This is a genomic window from Pseudomonas sp. H2_A10 (assembly GCF_054680085.1).
Window position 1 is genome coordinate 3,979,335 of record NZ_CP162821.1, and the last position, 21,537, is coordinate 4,000,871.

A 21,537-nucleotide genomic window follows, 5' to 3' on the forward strand; every position below is an offset into this window, starting at 1 on the left:
AACGTACAATCGATGCCGAAATCCAAGGACCCGAGCACTGCGCGTATGGTGCAGTTGATGGGCCAGCTTGCACCGCTGGAGGGTTACAACCTGAGTCCGCTGGATGATGTGCGTTTTCTGCGTTCCAACCGGCCGCTGAAGCGCACCCCGGTTCTATATGAGCCGGGCATCGTCATCCTCTGTCAGGGGCAGAAACGCGGCTATCTGGGTGATGAAATTTACATCTATGACGCCCAGCATTATCTGGTGGTGTCAGTGCCAGTGCCTTTTACAATGGAGACCGACGCTAGCGAGGCGGAGCCAATGCTGGCGGTGTACATACGTCTGGATTTCAATCTGGCCGGCGAGCTGATTCAGCAGGTAGATGAGGTATGGAACATCCGCGTGGCTCAGCCTATGGGTATGTACGCCTCGCCCATGGACGAACCGCTGCGCCAGTCGACCCTGCGTTTTCTGGAAGTCATGGGCGACTGCACCGACGCGCAAATCCTCGGACCAGCGATGTTGCGCGAACTCTACTACCGCATTCTCACTGGCGAACAAGGCGGTACCCTACGCGCGGCTATCGCCCAGCAGGGTCAGTTCGGCAAGGTGACGCGCGCCATTCACAAAATCCACCGCTGTTACCACGAGCATCTGGATGTAGAAATCCTCGCCCAGGAAGCGCAGATGAGCGTGCCTAACTTTCATCTGCATTTTCGCAAGGTGACCGATTCCTCGCCTATGCAGTACCTCAAGTCGACGCGGTTGCATCAAGCGCGATTACTGATGCTGCGTAACGACCTGACAGCGGCCAAGTCGGCATTTCTGGTGGGTTATGAAAGTGCTTCGCAATTTAGCCGCGATTTCAAGCGCCTCTTCGGACGCACGCCAATAGCGGAGGTGGCGCGGATGAAGCAGGCTTATACGTTGCCGGCACCGACAACCCCGTCGCCCTTCGTGTCATCACACTGAGTTTCAAACAATCCTGTCTTGCCCGTCGCCAGTAGGCGTGGGAACGTGCGGATGGCGTGCCTGCCGACACAACGGGCGAGTGAAGTGTCACATCTGCTGCCGCATAGATAAACACCCATCCAGGATTTGTATATTCAGGGGCCTATCAGAAAAGCTATCGCTCTACGGCGATGCATTTGATCTCCACGAGAAGGCCGGGGCGAGCCAGTTCACCGACACCTATGCATGTCCATGCACAAGTACTCCGAGGAAAGACTTTATCCTTCACGCGTCTAAAAATTGGCATGTGGCGGTGCATATCGACGTGATAAGTTGTCATTTCGACGACATCTTCAAATTCGCACCCGCCGGCTTCCAAGACGAGCCGGAGATTGTCCCAAGCTGCCAAAAACTGCTGCTCTGGGTCTTCGATAACTGATAATTCCGGCGTCCGGCCTACCTGACCAGCGCAGTAAAGAGTCTTTCCTACCTTTACAGCTGGTGCATAACCAGCATGCTCGCAGAGCAATCTCATGCCATCTGGAACAATGATCTGACGATCAGTCATGGTTGTGGAGCCCAAAATATAAACGGATACGAAAGCTAACTCACGTGCCAGAACGGCGTCCAATCGGGTCACTGGGACTCAGCCTCATAAAACCGCATTCGCCACTCTAGAAACCCCGGCCAGTAAGCGAACGACAGACCACTAATAAATAAAGACGCGCATTGGCGTAGCTGCTTTCTCGATAGAAATACTAGCCCCGCGGCGAAAGAGCTATCGAGATCCGCCCGTTTAACGCCCTTACTCTGAAATTGACTTGTCGAGAAGGTGGCTCTCGACTGAAGAGGACTTGCGACGGCGAAAAATCCGTACGCCAGGCGACCGTAGCGGTGCTCTAACAATCTCAATCGGTAACCAGGTGAGGGTTATCGGGGAAAGAGCCACTGCGGTAGCGAACGCATTCAATCCCTCTTTGCAGATCACATCAGAAGAGAATTCGCTTTCCTCGCCATTGAAAGTACACACGATTCGCTCATCAAAGGACTTTGAGTAGGGCCGTCTACCCTCCTCATTTCCGCAGGTGTGTTTGATAATCTCACTGCTATCCAGAATGTTTCGATCAGGGAAGTTGAAGTCCGCAATATCCAAGCCACTGGCTCGCGTACCTGGCACTGATCGGCCCGGTCTGCTGAAAGAACCGTCGGCGTTCCTTCGCCATGGCAACAATTGAAGCAGCGCTCGCATCTCCGGCCGGCATGACAGGTTTGTGGTCGATTCCGATAACAGATGAGCGCGGGTTGTATCCGGCTCCTGCACAGGTGATCTGGACTGAGCCTGCAATTGGGATTGGAAATCTGCACTATGGGTCGTTGCCCGCTTCTTGTTTTCTGAAGTCGGTAACACTGATGAAGCTGGCGGTACCGCAGATATATAGGTCATGGGGACGCCTCATATCAGGTCTGGTGTCATGAGTCTCGCCAGCATTCCTGGCGTGGCTGTTCAGTTTTTGCGCCATCAGATCCCGCTGAACCAGTTGTATCCCTGGTCTTCCCAATACCCGCCCGGGTTGTCGTTGCTCACGAAAATCTCGACAACATGCTTGGGGTTTTTGAAGCCCAATTTGGTGGGTACTCGAACCCGCAGCGGATAGCCGTACTCGGGCGGCAACGCGACATCAGCGTAATCCAGCGCCAGCAGTGTCTGTGGGTGCAAGGCCGTCGGCATGTCCAGACTGGAGTAATAGCGATCAGCACATTTGAAACCGACGAATTTCGCTGTGGTATCGGCACCGATGTGTTCCAGAAAGGTTTTGAGCGGTACACCTCCCCATTGTCCTATGGCGCTCCAACCTTCAACACAGATCAAACGGGTGATATCGCTACGTTGCGGCAGTTTGCGCAAGCTTTCGAGTGTCCATGGAGCCTTGTCCCTGACCCGGCCGGAGACGGCGAGCGAGTAACTGGCGAGGTCCACTTCAGGGATATCGTCCTGGCCATAGAATGCGTTGAACGGAAATGGCGTAGTGATCTGCGCGCGGGTGAAGGTCGGCGCCAGTTTCTGTCCGCTGAACAGCCATGCCTGGACCCTATCGTTCCAGCGCGACATGGCCCAAAGGACCTTGTCAACCTGATCGCCGTCCTGCAGGTTGCAGCCGGTCAGCATCGACATCGCACCCACGGTCAAGCCGGCACGAAGGAAATGCCGGCGCTGGATATTCTCCAACTCAAGCTGTTGCGCAGGTTCAAGCCTGACGCGCTGAACAGTTCCTTTTCTGGATTCAGTCATGGCCATTTCTCCTGATATCAAGCGACCGCACCCCACCTGAAATCATTGGCAGCAGGGTTTTGGGTACCAGCATTACCAACCCAAGATGAATCACGACGAATGCAGCAATTACCGCCATCGCCGCAAAATGTACGTAGCGAGCGACGTCATAGCCGCCCAGTAGCGCGACCAGCTCTTGAAGTTGAATGGGTTTCCAGATCGCCACACCCGAAATGACGACGAGTGCGCCTCCTGCCAGCACCATCCAGTACATCAGGCGCTGCACAGCGTTATAGACACCCTTTTCATGCACGAGCCGGAAGCGCAAAGCGTCCGTAAAATCACGCTTCAATGCGACAAGCCCAATGGGCAGCAACTCACGTTTGAAATGGCGACTGACGACGCCATACAGCACATAGATTGCGCCGTTGATCAGCAGCAGCCACATGAATGCAAAGTGCCAGGCCAGCGCCCCACCCAACCACCCGCCCACGGTTACCGACACTGGAAACCTGAAGCCGAACAGTGGCGAGGCGTTGTAAATGGCCCAACCGCTCATGAACATGCAGACCATGCAGGCGGCGTTGAGCCAGTGGGTGAGGCGAACCGGCCAGGGATGAAGCTTTTTCTGTCTCACGTGTTTCCCCCTCGAAACCAGCCATGTAGCGGAGCGTTGCCAAGCGGCAGCGCCCCTGCCTTTTCAGGTGATTACATCGGTGGCTGGAAGCCATCCTTGCCAACTGCAATGCCGCGCGCGGTGGTTCCATCTGCGGCGGGGAACACGACAATTTTCGTACCTTTGACCAGTTCATCGGCTTTGCCTGGCTCGACGTAGGCAATTGGCACATCGTCCGGTACGACGATTTGTTTCTCGCCACCCTTGTAGTTGACGGTCAATGTGCGGCCGTCAGCTTTGGACAGTTTCCCCACTGTACCGTTGGTCATGGTGCCTGTGCTGCCATCCGCGTTCTGCCAGCCATAATGACCTTCGCCGCTGCCCTTCAGGCTGGCGTCAAAAACCGTCACCTCCAGCGCCTTCAATGTTCCGTTGGCCTGCGGGATGGCCGCCGAGCCAATGAAGCTGTCGGATTTGATCGATTCGATATTGGCCTTCGATACCCGGTTGATACCGGTCTTGTCAGTCAGTCCGATAGTCTGCTGGGCGCCGGAGCGGACAGTGAATGTCAGCGTATTGTTGCTGACGCTTTCCACCGTGCCACGCAGCGGTTTGATCACCGGCATGTCAGCCGCGGTAGCAATGACGGCAGCACTGAGCATCAACAAACCGAATGTGGTAGACAAGGCGTTTTTTAGTTGCATGGTGACGATTCCTCATGGGGTGATGTGCCGCCATCCTCGACCGCAGACCGGGACGTCACGATGACCGCCGAATGACATTTTTGTCATTCGTCAGCCCTGCCCATGAATGACAGAAATGTAACCGACTGCGCCCGCTCATCCCGTTACACTGCACAGCCGAGATACCGATGTCGCGGGCTGAATCCTGTCATGAAGAGACCCGAGCGCGCCTCACGATGCATATCCTGCTAATCGAAGATGACACCAAAACAGGTGAGTACCTCAAAAAGGGGCTCGGCGAGTCCGGTTACAACGTCGACTGGACCCAGCACGGCGCCGACGGCCTGCACATGGCCTTGCATACGACCTACGATCTGATCGTGCTGGACGTGATGTTGCCCGGGATTGACGGGTTTCAGATCATCGAGCTTTTGCGCGCCAGACAAGACGTCCCCGTGCTGTTCCTGACCGCGCGCGACCAGTTGCAGGACCGCATTCGCGGCTTGGAACTGGGCGCCGATGACTACTTGGTCAAACCTTTTTCGTTTACTGAACTGCTGTTACGCATCCGCACCATCTTGCGTCGTGGTGTCGTGCGCGAAGCCGACCATTTCCACCTCGCCGACCTCGAGCTGGATCTGGTCCGGCGCCGCGTTACACGCCAGCAGCAGGTGATCGTGCTGACCAACAAGGAGTTCGCCCTGCTGCATCTATTTCTGCGCCGGGCAGGCGATGTGCTGTCCAGGACACAGATCGCTTCGGAAGTCTGGGACATGAATTTTGACAGCGATACCAACGTGGTGGACGTAGCGGTCAAGCGCCTGCGCAGCAAGGTCGATCAGCCCTACCCTATCAAGCTGATCCATACCATTCGCGGTATCGGCTATGTCTGCGAGGTGAGGCCATGCGGTCCCGACGCCAACCCTCTCTGACCCTGCGATCGACCGTGGCGTTTTCCATGGTAGCGATGCTGGCCGTGGCCGGTGCAGGCGTTTATCTGTATCAGACGATGAAAGCCTCGGTATTGGTGTACAGCGATCATGCGGTCATGGGCCGCCTGGAACATTTTCGCAAGCTGCTGCACTACGAGCTCGCCATCGAAAAGCTGCGCGACAGCCCGCAGATTTTCAAGAACATGCTCGACAGCGAAGACGACATCTTCATCATTGAAGAGCCCGGACAGCAACCGGTAATCCAGGTAAATCCACTGAACGTCACGTTGCCTGAACTGCCCGTGATCGGCCAGGATACAAAGCTGAGCGTCAGTGACCTGCGTAGCGGCGTGACCGACTCGGGAACAATGCTGCGCGCCGCCTCCGTCGTCACGACGTCGGGGGGACGTGAAGTGCGCCTGACCGCCGCGCACCTCATGGGCAAGGAAATGGCTATGCTCGCGGCGTATCGCGAACGTATCTACCTGGCCGTTGCCCTTGCGTTTCTGGCCACCGCGTTGCTGGGTTACCTGGTACTGCGTCGAGGGCTGCGTCCGTTACGCAAGATGGCCGCGCATGCGGCAGCGATAACACCCGAGCGTCTGCACAGCCGTATGGACAGCTCCGATACGCCGGTTGAACTGCAACAGCTGAGTGACGCCTATAACGCGATGCTCGATCGTCTTGCCCGGGGTTATCAACGATTGACGCAATTTTCCGCTGACCTTGCCCATGAAATCCGCACGCCGGTGGGGTCGCTGATGGGGCATTGCCAGGTCGCCCTTCGCCAGCGCCGCAGCGAGGATGACTATCAGGCACTGATCGCTTCGAACCTTGAAGAGCTCGAACGGATCTCGCGCATCGTCGAAAGCATTCTGTTCCTTGCGCGCGCCGATGAAGCGCACGCACTGGTGGAGCGCCAGCAACTATCGCTGCATGACGAATCGCAGCGCATTGCCGACTATTTTGAAGGCTTGGCTGAAGAGCGGCGAATGACCGTACAGATAACAGGCGATGGAAACGTGCTCGCTGACCCTTTGCTGCTGCGCAGAGCCTTGAGCAACCTGGTGGCAAACGCCGTTCGCTATGCCTACGAGGGCACCGAGATTCAGATCCGGGTGATGGAAACCCCCGGCGGAGCCCGCATTGAAGTGAAGAACCAAGGGCCTGTGCTGAGTGATGAAACCGTGGGCAAACTCTTCGACCGCTTTTACCGCGGCGATGCGTCTCGCCACCAGAACTCTGACTCCTACGGCCTTGGCCTCGCCATCGTCGTGGCAATCATGCAACTGCATGAAGGTCACGTGCGTGTCGAACAGCCAAAGCCCGGGGTTATCTGTTTTTCGCTGTCATTCCCTGGAGCTTGAACGACGTCGGCGGACAGTGCTTGTCGTTCGCTGCCCCCAACTGAAACTCATGCGCGCAGGTCAACTGTCTGAGGGCTTGCCCAGGCTCTGGTGCTCGACCGGCGCATACTTTTCTTCGCCAGCAACGGGTACCCAGTCCTTCAAAGGTGTAAGAAAGTGCAGTTCAAAACGACGTGACAAGAACGCCCATCTTCCGTCCCGACGTTCAAACCTGTCGTGGTACAGCCCGCTGACTTGCACCGGGCCTTTTTCAATGTCGTGAAACAGGCAATCCGCAGCCACCGTACCCACCGCGCTGTCACCCTTAATATCGATCAGCGGGTTGGCCATCCAGTGATGCATATGTGGCATCTGGCGCCAGCTGTTTTGCGCCATCGCGAGGATTTCGTCACGGTTTCCGGCTTGGCCAAAACCCGGTAGATCCAGTGTTGATTCTTCGTGCCAGATACCGCTCAGGAGCGAGGCGTCGATGCGGTCGAAGGCATTGGCGTAGGCGTTTATCAGCGACTCGATGGCGGCGCGACTTTCCAGGGCGTCCAGTCGGGCGGTCAGTTGTTCCATGTTCATGATGGGGTTTCCTGCTGAGGCTTCGCATAAGCGACGAAGGCAGCCCTCCGCGAGGGCTGCGCTACGGTTGAGCACGTGTTCAGATCTGCGACAGGCCGCCGTCGACCATCAGCTCCACACCGTTGACATATTTCGCATCGGCAGATGCAAGGAACAGCGCCGACGAGGCGATTTCTTCAGGTTGGGCCATATACCCCAGCGGAGTGATCTGCTCGACGTGTTGGCGCAGCGCGGCAATGTCGCTCTCGCTCATCTTCAAGCCGTTATCCATCAGAGGCGTGCGGGTGAAGCCAGGGCTCAGGACATTCGCTCGAATCTTGCGACCTTTGAGTTCGTTGGCCCAAGTCCTGGCGAAGGACCGTACTGCGGCCTTGGATGCGTTGTAGAGGCTCAGTCCTTCCATCCCATTGCTGGAACAGATAGAGGCCGTCAACACGATCGACGCACCGTTTTTCAACAATGGCATCAACGTTTGAACGGTAAAAAAACCCCCTTCACGTTAATGTCGAACATGTTGAAATAAGCCGCCTCGGTGGTCTCGCCCAGCGGGTTCTTTTCGCAAATACCCGCGTTGGCAAACACTGAGTCCAGCTGATCGTCGCGCGCCTCAATTGTAGCTTTGAGTTTATCGAGATCAGCCTGGCTGGCGACATCGGAAATGACCGCTACGACTCTGTCGCCTAGCTTCGCCACCGCCGCCTCCAGCGTGGCTGCAGAACGACCCGTGATGTAAACACGCTTGGCTCCCTCGGCAATCAAACCTTGCGCAATTGCAAACCCGATCCCTGTGGATGCCCCGGTGACGACTGCAACCTGATTAGCGAATTTGCCTGACATATCTGACTCCTCAGTCTCGATTGTGTGGCTCGACTGGAACCACAGTGCGGCCATTTTGAGAGGAGTCAGGGGCTGAGCGGCACTGCCATAAATGAACATTGGCCGTTCATTTATGTGAGGCGTAAGGGAAGGTTTGATCGTTTAGATTGGAGTCAGCTGATTCAGAGCATGACCTGCAATCGAGAATATTCTGGAACCGAAGGGTTCCAGGAAGGAGACCTTATGCCTAAGACAAAAGTCGCCCCCCCGGAACCGCGGCGTTGGTTGATGTTCACCATCTTGTTGGTCGGTGCATTTTTACCGCCGCTGGATTTTTTCATCGTCAACGTAGCGCTGCCTTCAATTCAGCAATCGCTAGGCACGGCCTCCTCCGCCGAACAGTTGATCATCTCCTCGTATGCGGCGCTTTATGCCGTGACACTGATTACCGGTGGACGGCTGGGTGACATCTATGGCCGCATGAGAATGTTCTTCGTTGGTCTGGTTGGCTTTGCCGTTGCCTCACTGATCTGCGGTGTAGCCGAGTCACCCTGGGTGTTGATCGCCGGACGTTCGCTGCAAGGCGTGACGGCAGCCATCATGGCACCTCAGGCACTCGCATCAGTGCAGGCGATATTCCCCGACTCCGAAAAGCCCTTGGCACTGAGCCTGTATGGCGCGGTCTTTGGTCTGGCTTCGGTAGTCGGCCAGGCACTTGGCGGAATATTGATATCGCTCAACCTGATGAACCTGGGCTGGCGGGCGATATTTCTGGTGAATTTACCGATTGCGTTACTGGTCATCCTTGTCGCCATTCCAGTGGTCAAGGAAACCCACGCACCACAGACAAGCAAGCTGGATCTGGGCGGAACGCTATTGTCGATGGTGACGCTTGCGGCTCTGATCATTCCTCTGATCGAGGGGCGTGAATCGGGTTGGCCTTTGTGGGCCTGGCTGTCGCTTGCAGCGGTGCCGCTGCTGGCCTGGCTGTTCTGGCGCTACGAAGCCCGCCTGCATCAAGCGCAAGGTGCTCCGTTGCTGAATCCTGCCGCACTGCGCGCGCCCGGTCTTGCCCGGGCACTGCTCGTCGCCCTCACCTTTTACGCGATCGGCGTGTTTTTCCTGCTGCTTTCCATTTATCTACAGGGAGCGCTGCACACGAGCCCACTCAATGCAGGCCTCGTCTTCCTTCCTTTCGGCGCGGGATTTTTGCTGGGACCGCTTTCCACCCCTCAGTTCAGGCGTTTTCTGGGGGCATACGTCAATCCCGTCGGAATGGGGCTTGAAGTGTTGGGATTTGTGCTCTTGGCCTGGCTCGTGGCGCACACGCCGATGTCCGCCAGCCCCGCTGCGCTGCCCCTTGCCGTCATTCTGTTTCTGATCGGTTTCGGACAAGGATTAGCCCTTCCGACATTGATGCGCATGATCACAGGACGTGTGGCACCCGCATACTCCGGCATGATTGCAGGCATTACCAGCTCCACCCTGCAAATCAGCACGTCACTGAGCGTGGCAATAATAGGCGGCATTTTCTACACCCTTCTAGGCACGGATACGGACGCGGCTGCCATCACCCACGCTTTCACCGTCTCCATACTCTGCATCGCAGCATGCCTGGCGGTAGGCGCGGGATTGAGCCTTACCCTGACGCGCCAACCTGCTACTGATCCGCAAACGGCGGCCATGCACCCAGCAGAGTGAGTCAACCGCATGCCTGATTGCCGATCATGATGGAAGCAAGATCGGCAAGAGCACGAAGGCTGTCCATCTGGCGCATGTCCTGGTGGTAGCCCATCCATATGTCGCGACCCGGTGGCGGCTCGTGCGGATCAATCAACCGCAGCGCCGTTAATTGGTCACCCAAGGCGCGGGGCAATACGGCAACGCCCTGCCCCTGCGTGCACATTTGCGCCTGGACTGTGCGGCTGCTACTGGTGAACAAGGTACGCGCCAGAGGGTAACGCTGCTGCAGCCACTGCACATCGGGATAATGAGACTGGGCAACACTCATGGTAATCAAACCAACCCCCTCGCCCTGTGGCTCGGGATCAGCAGATCCGACGGCCGTGTATAACCCATAGCTCAGGGAGATCAGCTTGCGGTGAACAATATCGGGTTCGGTGAAAGGGACGATTCGAAACGCGATATCGGCGTCGCGACGAGCCAGGTCAAACAATCGATGCCCGGCGATAACCTCAGGCACAATCAGAGGGTAACGTCGCCCCAGTTCACTGAGGACGGGGGCCAGCACATAACAGGCAAACCAGTCAGCGCAAGAAATGCGCAACACACCTTCTGGCTGGGCGCTGTCGCCCGCCAGGCGCCTTTCGATGGCCAACGCACTCTGCTCCATTTCCTGCGCTAGGCTGAGCAGCTTCTCTCCGCTGTCGGTCAGTACCAAACCTTGGGTGGTACGCAGGAAAATGGGCTGGCCACTGGACTGCTCAAGCACCTGCAAGCGCCGCCCCACGGTCGGATGGCTAACACCCAACAGCTTGGCAGCAGCGCCCAATGACCCACTGCGGGCAATCGCGAGAAAGATCCGCACATCACTCCAGTCCATACTCTACCCCGTACAAAAATGAACAGTGAGAGTGCAGTAATGGCAGTGCCGTAGCAATCCCAGGCTCGACATACTTCTCTGCATACACCTTCGTCGAAACACCAACCGAGGGACTGCAAATGAAGATTGGCTTTATCGGTGTGGGAAGCATGACCAGAGCGATCATTCCGTTGCTCATCCGGGCCGGCCATCACGTATCGGCATGGAACCGTAGTCACGCTGCGATTATGGATCTCGAAGGAGTAAGCGTTCTCGAATCCCCGTCCTCGGCCTTTCAGCAAGAGGTCGTCATCAGCCTGCTGGCCGATGATGCCGCCGTCAGGGAAGTGCTGCTGTCCAGCGCTGCTCTGGAAAATGCAGACAAGGCCTGCGTGCATGTCGTGATGTCGACTTTGTCGCCTTCACTCATGGTCGAGTTGCAGGGCATGCATGATGCAATCGGCATGGCATTGGTCGCGGCACCGGTTTTCGGCGTGCCCGCCGTGGCCGCGAGCGGCGAGTTGAACATCCTGGCGGCCGGATCGCAGCTAGCTGTCTCGACGGTTCAACCGCTGTTTGACCTGCTCGGGAAAAAAACCTGGTATCTGGGCGATCAGCCTGAACACGCGTGTATCGCGAAAATCGCCGGCAACATGATGATCACTCAAGCCATCCAGTCGCTGGGCGAAGCAAGCGGACTCGTTCAACGCCACGGACTGACCCCTTCGATTTTCGTCAACCTCATGACCCAGACCCTGTTCGCCTGCCCCAGTTATCAACGGTATGGGCAGAACATCGCCAACAACAGCTTTGAACCGGGTTTCAAACTGTCTCTTGGCCTCAAGGATATAAATCTGGCTATTGATGCGGGCCGTCTCAAGGACCTGGAACTGCCTGCTGCGGATGCAGTGCGATCGAAAATGACGTCGGCAGTTGCCCGGGGAGACGGGCACAAGGACTGGTCGGTCTTCGCTACGCAGACACTTACCCAATCAGCCGATCATGCCCAGCAACCCTGGCGAAGCGCACCGATAAAACGTACGCGGCGTGGCAACTTCTGGGTGACCGGCGCCCGTGTTACCCAGAACGGTAAAAATTTCCAGAAGGGTCCGATGTACGTAGCCTGGGAATCCCCTGAGCACATCACTCAAGCCTATCCCGTGGTGCTGGTGCACGGCGGCACGCTGCAGGGCACCGAATGGCTGGATACACCCGATGGTCGCCCGGGATGGGCGCAGCGGTTCCTCGAAGCGGGCTTCGTAGTCTTTCGCGTCGACAGACCCGGCCACGGGCGATCGCCGTATCACCCCGACATCATGGGACCGATGGGGCCAGCGTTCTCCTATGAACGCGCCCGCGAAGTTTACTTTCCAGAGGGAGGTGGAGAAACGCAGTGGCCGTTTGAGTCGGATGACGAAGCAGCGTTTGACGCCTTCATTGCAGCTTACGGCCCCATGCCGGCTGACCTTGCGGCCTCGCAGACCCTGGACGCGGACCGACTGGCCGAACTGCTCGACAGAATCGGTAAGGCCATCATCGTTACGCATTCCGCTTCCGGGCCCAGTGGCTGGTTGGTCGCCGATCGTCGACCCGACCTGATCGCAGGGATTGTGGCAGTGGAGCCTATGGGGCCGGTATTTGGCCATACGCCGGGTATAGGCAGCCTCGAATGGGGACTGACCGCCGCCCCTTTGACCTTTGATCCGCCTCGCGAGACGGCGGAGCAAGTCCGCACAGCAGAACCATCAACCCTGAAAATTCCCGGATTGCAGGGCGTTCCGGTAGCGCTGATGACAGGTGAGACATCAGCGTTTGCTTCTTACGCATCCAGCATTGTCCCTTTCCTGCGAAATGCCGGTGCCAACATTCACCACCTGGATCTACCGGCACTGGGTATTCACGGCAACGGCCACGGATTGATCTATGAACGCAATTCAGACTCGGCTTTCAAGGTAGTCATGCAGTGGCTGGAGGAATCGTTGAACATGCCCGATCCCGCGTAAAGCGCCTGCTCAGGTTCTCCGTCCAATCATGGAAGGACCAAGGAAGGGTACAGACAAGCCCCTTAGAACAACTGCCACGAGGTTATCCATGGACAATTCCGACATCACGCGTCAACTCTCGGCATTCAGACAAACCATCGACAATATCGACGCCGCGCTCATCCACATGCTTGCTGAACGGTTCCGCTGTACTGATGAGGTCGGCTTGCTTAAAGCCCGACATCAATTGCCAGCGGTGGACAAGAAGAGAGAGCAGCATCAATACGAACGTCTGACAGCCCTCGCCCAGGAGGCCAACCTCGATACGGCCTTCGTCCAGAAGCTGATGCAGTTTGTCATCGGTGAAGTGGTCGACCGCCACAGACAATTTGCGGCCAGGCATAACCCAGGACTCTGCGAGGGCGCTGTCCTCAAACCTGAAAACACCGCCGTCTAACCCGCCGCCTCCCCTCACTAGACGCCCGGGAATTGCTGATAGATCGCAGACAACTCGATAGAGAAGCGACTGAATAAGCCCCTTTCTCCGACCGATTCCTGAAAGGCAATTAGACTATCAAGACGAGCAGAACCGCATGAAATGGCCAATGATCGATCAGATTCGCAGTTTCACTGTTTTACCCTCTGGCTACACATGGGATTACCTGAAACGCGAGGAGATCGATGTAGCGATAATTTTTTTCCAGACGTGGTTTCCCTCCATTACGGTGGGGTTAGGGAGCCCTTTTCTGAACCAGCAATTTTATGAAGACAACGTGGTGCTCGAAGACGATCTGGAGCGGGCGATGTTCGCTATAGTGGTCCGCCGAAATCATGAAATCGTCGCGATAGCAACGTGGGAAAAAATTGACGGCGCTGATGTCATCTTCGGGCGAGTGGGCGCGGTAGCCAAACATCATAGACAAACCAAACTGGCCGTAGCTGCCCAAGACCTCGGAGAAAAAATGGGAAGGTTCATGGGAGCGGGCTTGATCTATGGTATGGCGACAACCAGCGCTCCGTATATGCAACAAGCACTGGAGCATGCGGGTTACAAAGCCGTAGGAATAATGCCTGGCTTCGACCAAGAGGAAACAGAGCCAGGAATCGTTCGCAGGGTTTACGAAGTCATCTACGCAAAACGACTCGCCCCCAACTCAAATTTTCTGATTCCTTCAGTACACAACCTCACACCGACCGTCGCTCGGCTTTATGCAGAAATATTTCACGAAACAATCAGGGCTGAATGAGAGGCAAGCATAAAACCAGTGTGTTTCGGATCAAATAAAGATCCTCGCTCACGCTGATTGCGTTGCTCGGGAGCGCCGCTTTAGCTTGCGTGCACCGAATACCAGGTACTGCCATACTGGAGTCAGTCGCAGGTCACCATTCAAGATCACTCGCACACTCAATGCGATTGGGGGCAAAAGGGGGGGCAAATAACAGCATTATCGACCTGAAAACGCCTTCCTAGAGCCTAGTCAAAATGTTTTTCGGAAGCTCTGTCAACATGGAGCAGCTATGACTGACAGCTCTCGGCCAGAAGTGGCCATTCAGCTTTCACAATCCGGGCCAGTCAACTGCGCTGAATTGAAGCCTCATGCGAAGGACGACACACGCACACCGCAATGGCGCACTGGTTTCTAACCACCAAGTCTTTTCGCAGGGGCACCACGCAGCAGCTTCAAGCGTGCGCAGCGATACTGGCTTTGCTTTGGAACATGTCGGTGTCAGCCTTGAAAATCAAATCGTCGAGGCCTTCACCATCTTCCGGATACCACGCCACCCCTAGGCTAGCGCTAACCTTGATCTGGCTGTTTTCCCATGGAATGGGCAAGGCGACGGCTTCGCAGATTTCACCTGTGATGCGCTGGATATCGCTTCTGCGATGCGCGCCGTCGAGCAGCAAGATAAATTCATCACCGCCCATGCGGGCAGCTATTTCGAACTCGCAAATATTGGATTTGATCGCCGAGGCTGCGTGGATCAGCATGGCATCGCCCGCCTGGTGGCCATAACGATCATTGATCTGCTTGAAGTGGTTCAAGTCGATATAGCACAGGGCCAGATGCTCTCCACGATTCTTTGCATCGAGCAGCCTCTGACTAGCGAAGGGAATAAAACTATTGCGATTGGGTAAGCCAGTCAGGCTGTCATAGAAAGCCAGCTTGTGTACTTCCTCTTCGGCGAGTTTGCGCAACTTGATCTCGTTGCGTAGATGGCGCTGGGAATTCAACAGAACCAGAGCGAACATCAGGACAAGCACAGCGCCGATGCTGATCAGAACAATGGTCTTGCGCAGTCGCTCAACGAGTTGCGGCGGGTTGGGATCGTAAATGAAGTTTTCCAGCCCGGCGATAGTGTCGACCATACCCAGTTCGAGGAAAGTTTCAGCCATACGTTGCCAACGCCCTGGGTTCATATGACCGATCTCGATCAGGTCAGATACCACCAGCGGACGCATGGCCTGAGCTTCGAACTGCAAGTGCGCGCGACTTTTGTCCACCGAATACTGATTGAGCAGCAGGTCTATGATTTGCTCGGGGTTATCCATCGCGTAGCGCCAGCCGCGCAGGGTAGCGCGGCGGAAGGCCTCGACGCGCTGTGGATGCTCGTCAATCTCGGCCTGGCTGGTGAACAGGATGTCGCTGTAGAAGTCGATCCCGTAGGTGACGGGCGAGATGATGTTGTATTCCACGCCCCGCTGTTGCAGGTAGAAGGGCTCGTTGGTCAGGTACGAGTTGAACGCCGTCACTTTACCGCTGGCCAGATCCCCAATTTGAAAACTGCTGGGTAGCAGTTGTAGTTTTTCGAGGGGTATACCCTCGCTACGGAACATCGCCAGAAAATCGGCATCTGTCTGCGCATCCATCAGCATCAACGGCTTGCCGATCAGGTCGTGCGCAGTGCGAACACCCTGGTCTGTGCGAGCCACGAGCACGGAAGGTGAGTGCTGAAAAATCACCGCCAGCGCTACCAAGGGCTTTCCATGCAGGCGTGCGTAGAGCAATTCGCTATTAGCTTCGCCGTATTGGGCACGCCCAGAGAGCACTTCTTCGACCGGTGTGACATTGGGGCCACCTTCGTGCAAGCGCACGTCCAGTCCTTCTTCACGGTAATAGCCCTGAGCGATGGCGGCATAGTAGCCCGCGAACTGAAACTGATGCCGCCAACGTAGCTGTACATCAATAACCTGCTCAGCACTATTCTGTTTAGTGACCGGACTCGCCCACGCAGCCTGAGCCGAGAGCAACACGAAACACAGTAGTCGACGCAGCCGAACCAACAGAAGTCTCTCCGGCCGGTCGAGCGCGTTAGAACAGCAACAGCGGCTGGGCATCGTGAGAGTCCATGGATCGCGCTCGTGGTTGAGCGTGCAAGGCGTGGCGCGACATTGTGACATCACTCATACAGGGCCAGCAATCGCGCGCCACGCCGCAAGCGGCCGCTATACTCGCTTGCGGCGTGGCTGGCGTTTGCTTCCCTGGAACAGACAGCTCCCGGCCATTTCCGGACATTGGAGAAACTTAGGTGTGCGAGTATTAAGTAAGCGTCCGGAAACTCACTCTCCGGACGGTGAGTAGCAGTGGGAAGTTGCTAGCTGGCCCTGTTTTTGTTGCTGGCGCTTGCTGCACCGTATGCCTACACTCCAAAAACCTATAATACCAGTGCAGAACGGCGGACAAGCTCGTGCAAGGGCGTTCACAAGGATATGTGGAGTTGGATAGTGAGCAATTACCTACCAGCAGGAGCATTTTGAAAACAGAGCCGCGCTTGGGAGCGTTGCTTGCACTGGTAAGCTTGTTGGTGCTGAGCATGCCATGCGTGGAAGCACGTACGCTGTCCCAGATTCGGGAAAGTGGCGTCCTGCGCATATGCGTGGCTGGCTCAAGCGCTTCCTTCTACCGGACCAATGCGGAGGCGTTCGCGCAATCACTTGGTTTACGCCCACAGGTAACGGAACTGCCGAGTTTCGATGCGCAGTTTCACGACGATCGGGGCGAGACCGTACGCGAGGCAAGCTACGACCCGAAGCTACTCGCCGACGGCAGCTGTGATCTTTATCCAAATGACTTGCAGATCGTCCCTTGGCGCGAAACGAAGATGTTGCTCGTGCCCTACTACCGGGTCCGCAACCTGGTCATCGCCCATCGCTCCAACCAGTCCCTGGGCAACGAGGTGTCTGATTTGCTCGGTCTGACGGCGGCAGTGCAGAAGGGCACGGGCTACGAGCAGTGGATCGATGAAGCCAACCGCGGTCCTCTCTCCAGTCAGCCGGTCAGAATAGTGTATGCGCCAACCGAACAGGCGGTGAAACTGGTCGCCGATGCGAAGGTGGATTTCACGGTGTTGGGTAGCGAAAGCGCGCTGCGCTGGGCCCGTGAAGATCCCGAACGTCTCTCCATTGCGTTTCCGGTCAGCGAAGCGACCAGCGTTGGGTGGGGTGTTGCGCGCAACGCCCCGGATCTCGCGCGAGCGCTGGAGCGGTTCTTCCAGTCCAGCAATCGCATTGATTCGCCGCTCGATGCGAGCTGGCGGCGGTACTATCGCGTATCGCTCATGGAATACCGGCTGTTCGAGGAGTCCTTCAACGAGGACAGCCTCGATATCAAAACCGTAATGAACTGGGCGATCCCGAGTTTGGTCGCGGTCCTGCTGTTGCTCGGCGCCATGCTGGCCTGGAACCGACGCCTCAACCGCGAAGTGGACGAGCGCAAGCGCGTTGCCGCAGAGCTAGCCGAGCGCGAGGCTTTCACCCGCGCGCTCATGGATACAAGCCCCGCCAGCCTGGTGCTGGCAGATCGGAACGGGGTCGTCAGGGAAGTAAGCCAACGCTTTTCACAGGCGACCGGTTATGTCAGCGAGGACCTGCTCGGGCGCAACGCCACGAGCCTGTATGTCGACCCTAAGGAGCGCGAACGCTTCCTCGAACTGCTGACACGAAACGGCAAGGTCGAACACTTCGAGACTCGCCTGTTGCACAAAAATGGATCAATTCTCTGGGTTCTGGTCGGCGCATCATTCGTGACAATCCACGGTGAGACCCTGGTCGCTAGCTGGGTGCGCGATGTCACGGATCATCATGCGGCAGCAGTGGCGCTTAGCGAAGAACGCGCGCGGCTGCAGGCAATCCTCGATACGAGTCCAATCAACATAGCCTTTTCTACCCAGGGCGTGATCCGCTTCGCCAACCCCCGCTTTTGTGAAACGTTCGGCGTAGGCGTCGGTGACGCTGCTTCGCAGATTTACGCGAATGGGCATGATCGCGAAGCCATCGTCGAACGCCTCACGGACGACGGCATCGCAAAGGACCAGGAAGTACCGATGCGTGACCGGCAGGGGCGCGAACGCACCATACTTGTCACCTACCTGCCAATCCAGATCCAGGGGGAGCAAGGGCTGCTCCACTGGCTGCAGGACATCACCGAGCGCAAGGCAGTAGAGCAGGTGCAGCAGCGGGCGAAGGAGATTGCTGAAGAGGCGACGCGGGCAAAAAGCGACTTCCTTGCAAACATGAGTCACGAAATCCGCACGCCCATGAATGCGATCATCGGCATGTCCTACCTTGCGCTGAAGACTTCGCTGGACCAGCGGCAGCGCGATTATGTCTCGAAGATCCACAACGCGGGCACTTCGCTGCTTGGCATCATCAACGACATCCTCGACTTCTCCAAGATCGAGGCCGGAAAGCTCAGCGTCGAGGCCGTGCCGTTTGAGATCGATGCGGTGCTCGACAACGTGTCCTCGCTGATTGCGCAAAAGGCCTACGACAGGGGTATTGAGCTGCTGTTCGACCGGGCGTCGGACGTTCCCGGGACGCTGCTTGGAGATCCGCTGCGCCTGGGCCAGGTCATCCTGAACCTGGTAGGCAATGCAGTGAAATTCACCGAGCATGGGCAGGTGACGGTCGTGGTTCGCAACCTGGGCCGCACCGGCGACAAAGTTCAACTGCAGGTTCGTGTACGCGATACCGGTATCGGCATGACTCCCGAGCAGGCCGGGCGACTCTTTGAGGCCTTTGCCCAAGCCGATAGCTCCACCACGCGACAATTCGGCGGTACCGGCCTGGGCCTTGCCATCTCGAAGCGCATCGTCGAGCTGATGAGCGGAACGATCGCGGTGGACTCCGAACCGGGCAACGGCAGCACGTTCTCTTTCAGCGTCTGGCTTGGTCTTGACCAGCACATGCGTACGCAGCGCCAGATTGTCCCTTCGGAGCTCGCCGGAGCGCGGGTCCTGGTCGTCGATGACAATGCCGACGCGCGCCAGATCCTTTCCGATATGCTTCGCGTAGCGGGACTTTCACCGGTCGCGGTGGCGTCAGGCGAGGCTGCTCTGGAGAGCCTTCGCGGTGCGGCGGCCGACGACCCGTTCCGGGTGCTATTGGTGGATTGGCAGATGCCAGAGATGGATGGCATCGAGACGACGCGCCGGGCGCTTGGCCTGCAGCCTACATTGTACGCCGTCATGGTCAGTGCATTTGGGCATGACGAAATGCACGCCGCTGCGCAAGCGGCCGGCATTCGCGCGTTCCTGGTCAAGCCGGTCAACCAGTCCTCGCTGGTAGAGGTACTGGTCAACTTATTCGCGCCGCAAACGGGTGTGGTGGCGGTAACCGTACCCATTGCGCAGGCGCAGGTGCTCGCCGGAGTGCGCCTGCTCGTCGCGGAGGACAACGAAATCAACCAACAGATTGCCAGGGAGCTTCTCGAGGCTGCCGGTGCCCTGGTGGAAGTTGCCGGCAACGGCTGCGAGGCGCTGTCGATGTTGGCTGCAGCGCAATACGACGCGGTGCTGATGGACGTACAGATGCCGCAGATGGATGGTCTCGAGACGACCCGGCGTATTCGCGTCGAGCCTCACTGCGCACAGATCCCGGTGATTGCTATGACCGCACATGCCAGGGTCGAGGACCGGGAGCGCTGCATCGAGGCGGGCATGGTCGACCATGTGACCAAGCCCGTGGATCCGCAAGCACTCATCGCCACGGTTCTGCGCTGGGTCGTACCTCGGTCGGCGGCAGTGGAGCCGTCCAGCGTCGCATCGGGCGAGGAGCGCCTACCGGACATTCCAGGGCTAGATAGCGCCGACGGACTGAGGCGAGTGGCTGGCAATCGCCAGCTATACATCAAGCTGCTGGGTCAATTTGCCGACCGCAGGGCTTTGGAAGGGCAAGCGCTGGGGAACGCGCTGCGCGCGGGTGATCGGGCGACGGCCGAGCGAATGGCCCATACCGTTAAAGGCGTTGCAGGCAACCTCGGCTTCAGCGGCCTGCAAGTCATGGCCGGTAAGCTGGAAACCGCGATCAGGGCGCACGCCGAGTCGGACGCATTGGTGAATGAATTGATCGAAGCGCTCTCGCTGGCCGTGCATGCGATCCGCCAAGCGCTGGGTAGCGGCCAGGCAGCACCGGCGGTGGTATCGAGCGTCGACTGGGCACAGCATGCCATAGCGCTCATGCACCTGCTGGAGGCCAATGACGGAGCAGCGCCGGATTATATGGAGCAGTATGCGGATTCGTTGCGCGGAGCACTCGGCCAGGACAGTTTCGAGCAGTTGATGAATGAGGTGAACAACTTTGACTTCGAGGCCGCACGGCTAACACTCAAGCGTGCATCGACGGCCCGCGATACCCCGTGCTGGAGGGAGCATCATGAGTGAAACGCTAAACTACTCACTTAGCCCGATCATCCTCATTGTCGATGATACGCCGGAGAACATTACGCTGATCAATGGCCTGCTGAAGGACATCTACCGCACGCGCGTGGCCATCAGCGGTGAGCGCGCGCTGAAGGCAGCGGTGCAGGAGCCTCGCCCGGATCTGATTCTGCTCGACATCATGATGCCTGATCTGTCGGGGTATGAGGTGGCAGAGCAGCTCAAGCGCGATCCGCGCACCGCTGATATCCCGATCATCTTCATCACCGCCATGGCGACAATGGAAGACGAGATCCTGGGTTTGCAGATGGGCGCCGTGGACTACATCACCAAGCCGATCAATCCACCCATCGTGCTGGCACGGGTGGAAACCCAATTGAAGGTCAAGGCGGCCGCCGACTTTTTGCGTGATCAGAAGGCTTACCTTGAGCAGGAAGTTCAGCGCCGCACCGCCGAGGTCATCGCCATCCAGGATGTGACCATTCAGGCCATGACCTCGCTGGCCGAAACCCGCGACAATGAGACGGGTAACCACATTCGACGAACTCAGCACTACGTCAGACTACTGGCCGAGATGCTTCGCGAACATCCGAGGTTCCAGCATTTTCTCAATGACGAGAGCATCCGCCTGCTGTTCAAGTCGGCTCCACTGCATGACATCGGCAAGATCGGCATACCCGATGGCATACTGCTCAAGCCGGGGCGCCTCACGCCGGAAGAGTTCGAGACGATGAAGACCCATACGGTACTGGGACGCGATGCCATCCGGAATGCCGAAGAGCAGTTAGGCACCTCGGTGGCATTTCTGCGCCTTGCCAAGGAGATCGCCTACAGCCACCATGAAAAGTGGGATGGTACCGGTTATCCCGACGGGCTGAGTGCCGATGACATCCCCATCAGCGCCAGGCTCATGGCGGTGGCGGATGTCTATGACGCGCTGATTAGCCGACGCGTATACAAGAAGGGCATGTCACACGATCAGGCGCTGGAGATAATCCGCCAGGGATGTGCTACGCATTTCGATCCAGAAATCTGCGAGGTTTTCCTGGCCAACCATGAGCAATTCCAGGCTATCGCGGTGCGTTTTGCTGATCGCGGTCAGGATGGCTAATGAACGCGTCGCCGTGAAATCAATGCCATGTACGGGACAACCACCGTTTCGCGGATCGCGTGC

General features: G+C 57.4%; 16 protein-coding genes and 1 pseudogene. 9 read left to right on the forward strand and 8 right to left on the reverse strand.

Features of this window, described 5'->3' with window-relative positions; all coding sequences use genetic code 11:
* The first annotated feature begins 12 nt into the window (after positions 1-12).
* Complete coding sequence (locus AB4O23_RS18745) at positions 13-954, forward strand: AraC family transcriptional regulator (RefSeq protein ID WP_056859947.1); 942 nt, start codon at positions 13-15, stop codon at positions 952-954.
* A 154-nt stretch (positions 955-1,108) separates the two neighbouring features.
* Here the strand turns inward: AB4O23_RS18745 and AB4O23_RS18750 are convergent, their stop codons facing one another.
* The 4 genes from AB4O23_RS18750 to AB4O23_RS18765 form a co-directional block, all read right to left on the reverse strand.
* Positions 1,109-1,501 (reverse strand): RidA family protein, encoded by a 393-nt coding sequence (locus tag AB4O23_RS18750; protein ID WP_056860328.1) that lies wholly within the window; start codon positions 1,499-1,501, stop codon positions 1,109-1,111.
* Between the two features lie 951 nt (positions 1,502-2,452).
* Positions 2,453-3,223: a molybdopterin-dependent oxidoreductase gene (locus AB4O23_RS18755; protein WP_056859946.1), complete on the reverse strand. Its 771-nt coding sequence runs from the start codon at positions 3,221-3,223 to the stop codon at positions 2,453-2,455.
* The gene (locus tag AB4O23_RS18760; protein WP_460063991.1) at positions 3,216-3,776 is read right to left on the reverse strand and encodes a cytochrome b/b6 domain-containing protein; all 561 of its coding nucleotides are present in this window, start codon (positions 3,774-3,776) and stop codon (positions 3,216-3,218) included. Before AB4O23_RS18760 ends, AB4O23_RS18755 begins: the two co-directional genes overlap by 8 nt.
* A gap of 134 nt (positions 3,777-3,910) precedes the next feature.
* Positions 3,911-4,522 (reverse strand): hypothetical protein, encoded by a 612-nt coding sequence (locus AB4O23_RS18765; protein WP_056859944.1) that lies wholly within the window; start codon positions 4,520-4,522, stop codon positions 3,911-3,913.
* 215 nt (positions 4,523-4,737) lie between these two features.
* Between AB4O23_RS18765 and AB4O23_RS18770 the strand changes: the two genes are divergently transcribed.
* Together AB4O23_RS18770 and AB4O23_RS18775 are read left to right on the forward strand one after the other, a co-directional pair.
* Complete coding sequence (locus AB4O23_RS18770) at positions 4,738-5,433, forward strand: heavy metal response regulator transcription factor (protein WP_056859943.1); 696 nt, start codon at positions 4,738-4,740, stop codon at positions 5,431-5,433.
* Positions 5,406-6,800, forward strand: a complete 1,395-nt coding sequence (locus tag AB4O23_RS18775) for a heavy metal sensor histidine kinase (RefSeq protein WP_056859942.1) — start codon at positions 5,406-5,408, stop codon at positions 6,798-6,800. The genes AB4O23_RS18770 and AB4O23_RS18775 overlap by 28 nt, the downstream gene beginning before the upstream one ends.
* Positions 6,801-6,860: 60 nt before the next feature.
* Here the strand turns inward: AB4O23_RS18775 and AB4O23_RS18780 are convergent, their stop codons facing one another.
* Both AB4O23_RS18780 and AB4O23_RS18785 read right to left on the reverse strand, forming a co-directional pair.
* Positions 6,861-7,361, reverse strand: coding sequence for a nuclear transport factor 2 family protein (locus AB4O23_RS18780; protein ID WP_056860327.1), 501 nt, complete (start codon positions 7,359-7,361; stop codon positions 6,861-6,863).
* 85 nt (positions 7,362-7,446) lie between these two features.
* A pseudogene (locus tag AB4O23_RS18785) lies at positions 7,447-8,303 on the reverse strand (SDR family NAD(P)-dependent oxidoreductase).
* Between the two features lie 168 nt (positions 8,304-8,471).
* Here AB4O23_RS18785 and AB4O23_RS18790 point away from each other — a divergent pair.
* Positions 8,472-9,884: an MFS transporter gene (locus tag AB4O23_RS18790; protein WP_223271418.1), complete on the forward strand. Its 1,413-nt coding sequence runs from the start codon at positions 8,472-8,474 to the stop codon at positions 9,882-9,884.
* Position 9,885: 1 nt separating this feature from the next.
* On the opposite strand, the gene AB4O23_RS18795 is transcribed toward AB4O23_RS18790, so the two are convergent.
* Positions 9,886-10,746, reverse strand: coding sequence for a LysR family transcriptional regulator (locus AB4O23_RS18795; RefSeq protein WP_056859940.1), 861 nt, complete (start codon positions 10,744-10,746; stop codon positions 9,886-9,888).
* A gap of 119 nt (positions 10,747-10,865) precedes the next feature.
* Between AB4O23_RS18795 and AB4O23_RS18800 the strand changes: the two genes are divergently transcribed.
* The 3 genes from AB4O23_RS18800 (at position 10,866) to AB4O23_RS18810 (ending at position 13,954) form a co-directional block, all read left to right on the forward strand.
* On the forward strand, positions 10,866-12,728 hold the full coding sequence (locus AB4O23_RS18800) for an NAD(P)-binding domain-containing protein (protein WP_223271419.1): 1,863 nt from the start codon (positions 10,866-10,868) through the stop codon (positions 12,726-12,728).
* Between the two features lie 88 nt (positions 12,729-12,816).
* Complete coding sequence (locus AB4O23_RS18805; RefSeq protein ID WP_058426038.1) at positions 12,817-13,164, forward strand: chorismate mutase; 348 nt, start codon at positions 12,817-12,819, stop codon at positions 13,162-13,164.
* Positions 13,165-13,312: 148 nt separating this feature from the next.
* Positions 13,313-13,954: a hypothetical protein gene (locus AB4O23_RS18810; protein WP_065873175.1), complete on the forward strand. Its 642-nt coding sequence runs from the start codon at positions 13,313-13,315 to the stop codon at positions 13,952-13,954.
* A gap of 434 nt (positions 13,955-14,388) precedes the next feature.
* Here the strand turns inward: AB4O23_RS18810 and AB4O23_RS18815 are convergent, their stop codons facing one another.
* The gene (locus AB4O23_RS18815; RefSeq protein WP_223271420.1) at positions 14,389-16,044 is read right to left on the reverse strand and encodes a GGDEF domain-containing protein; all 1,656 of its coding nucleotides are present in this window, start codon (positions 16,042-16,044) and stop codon (positions 14,389-14,391) included.
* A gap of 374 nt (positions 16,045-16,418) precedes the next feature.
* Between AB4O23_RS18815 and AB4O23_RS18820 the strand changes: the two genes are divergently transcribed.
* Both AB4O23_RS18820 and AB4O23_RS18825 read left to right on the forward strand, forming a co-directional pair.
* Positions 16,419-20,366 (forward strand): response regulator, encoded by a 3,948-nt coding sequence (locus AB4O23_RS18820; RefSeq protein ID WP_460063994.1) that lies wholly within the window; start codon positions 16,419-16,421, stop codon positions 20,364-20,366.
* Positions 20,359-21,474 (forward strand): HD-GYP domain-containing protein, encoded by a 1,116-nt coding sequence (locus AB4O23_RS18825; protein ID WP_460060250.1) that lies wholly within the window; start codon positions 20,359-20,361, stop codon positions 21,472-21,474. Before AB4O23_RS18820 ends, AB4O23_RS18825 begins: the two co-directional genes overlap by 8 nt.
* Positions 21,475-21,537 lie beyond the last annotated feature (63 nt).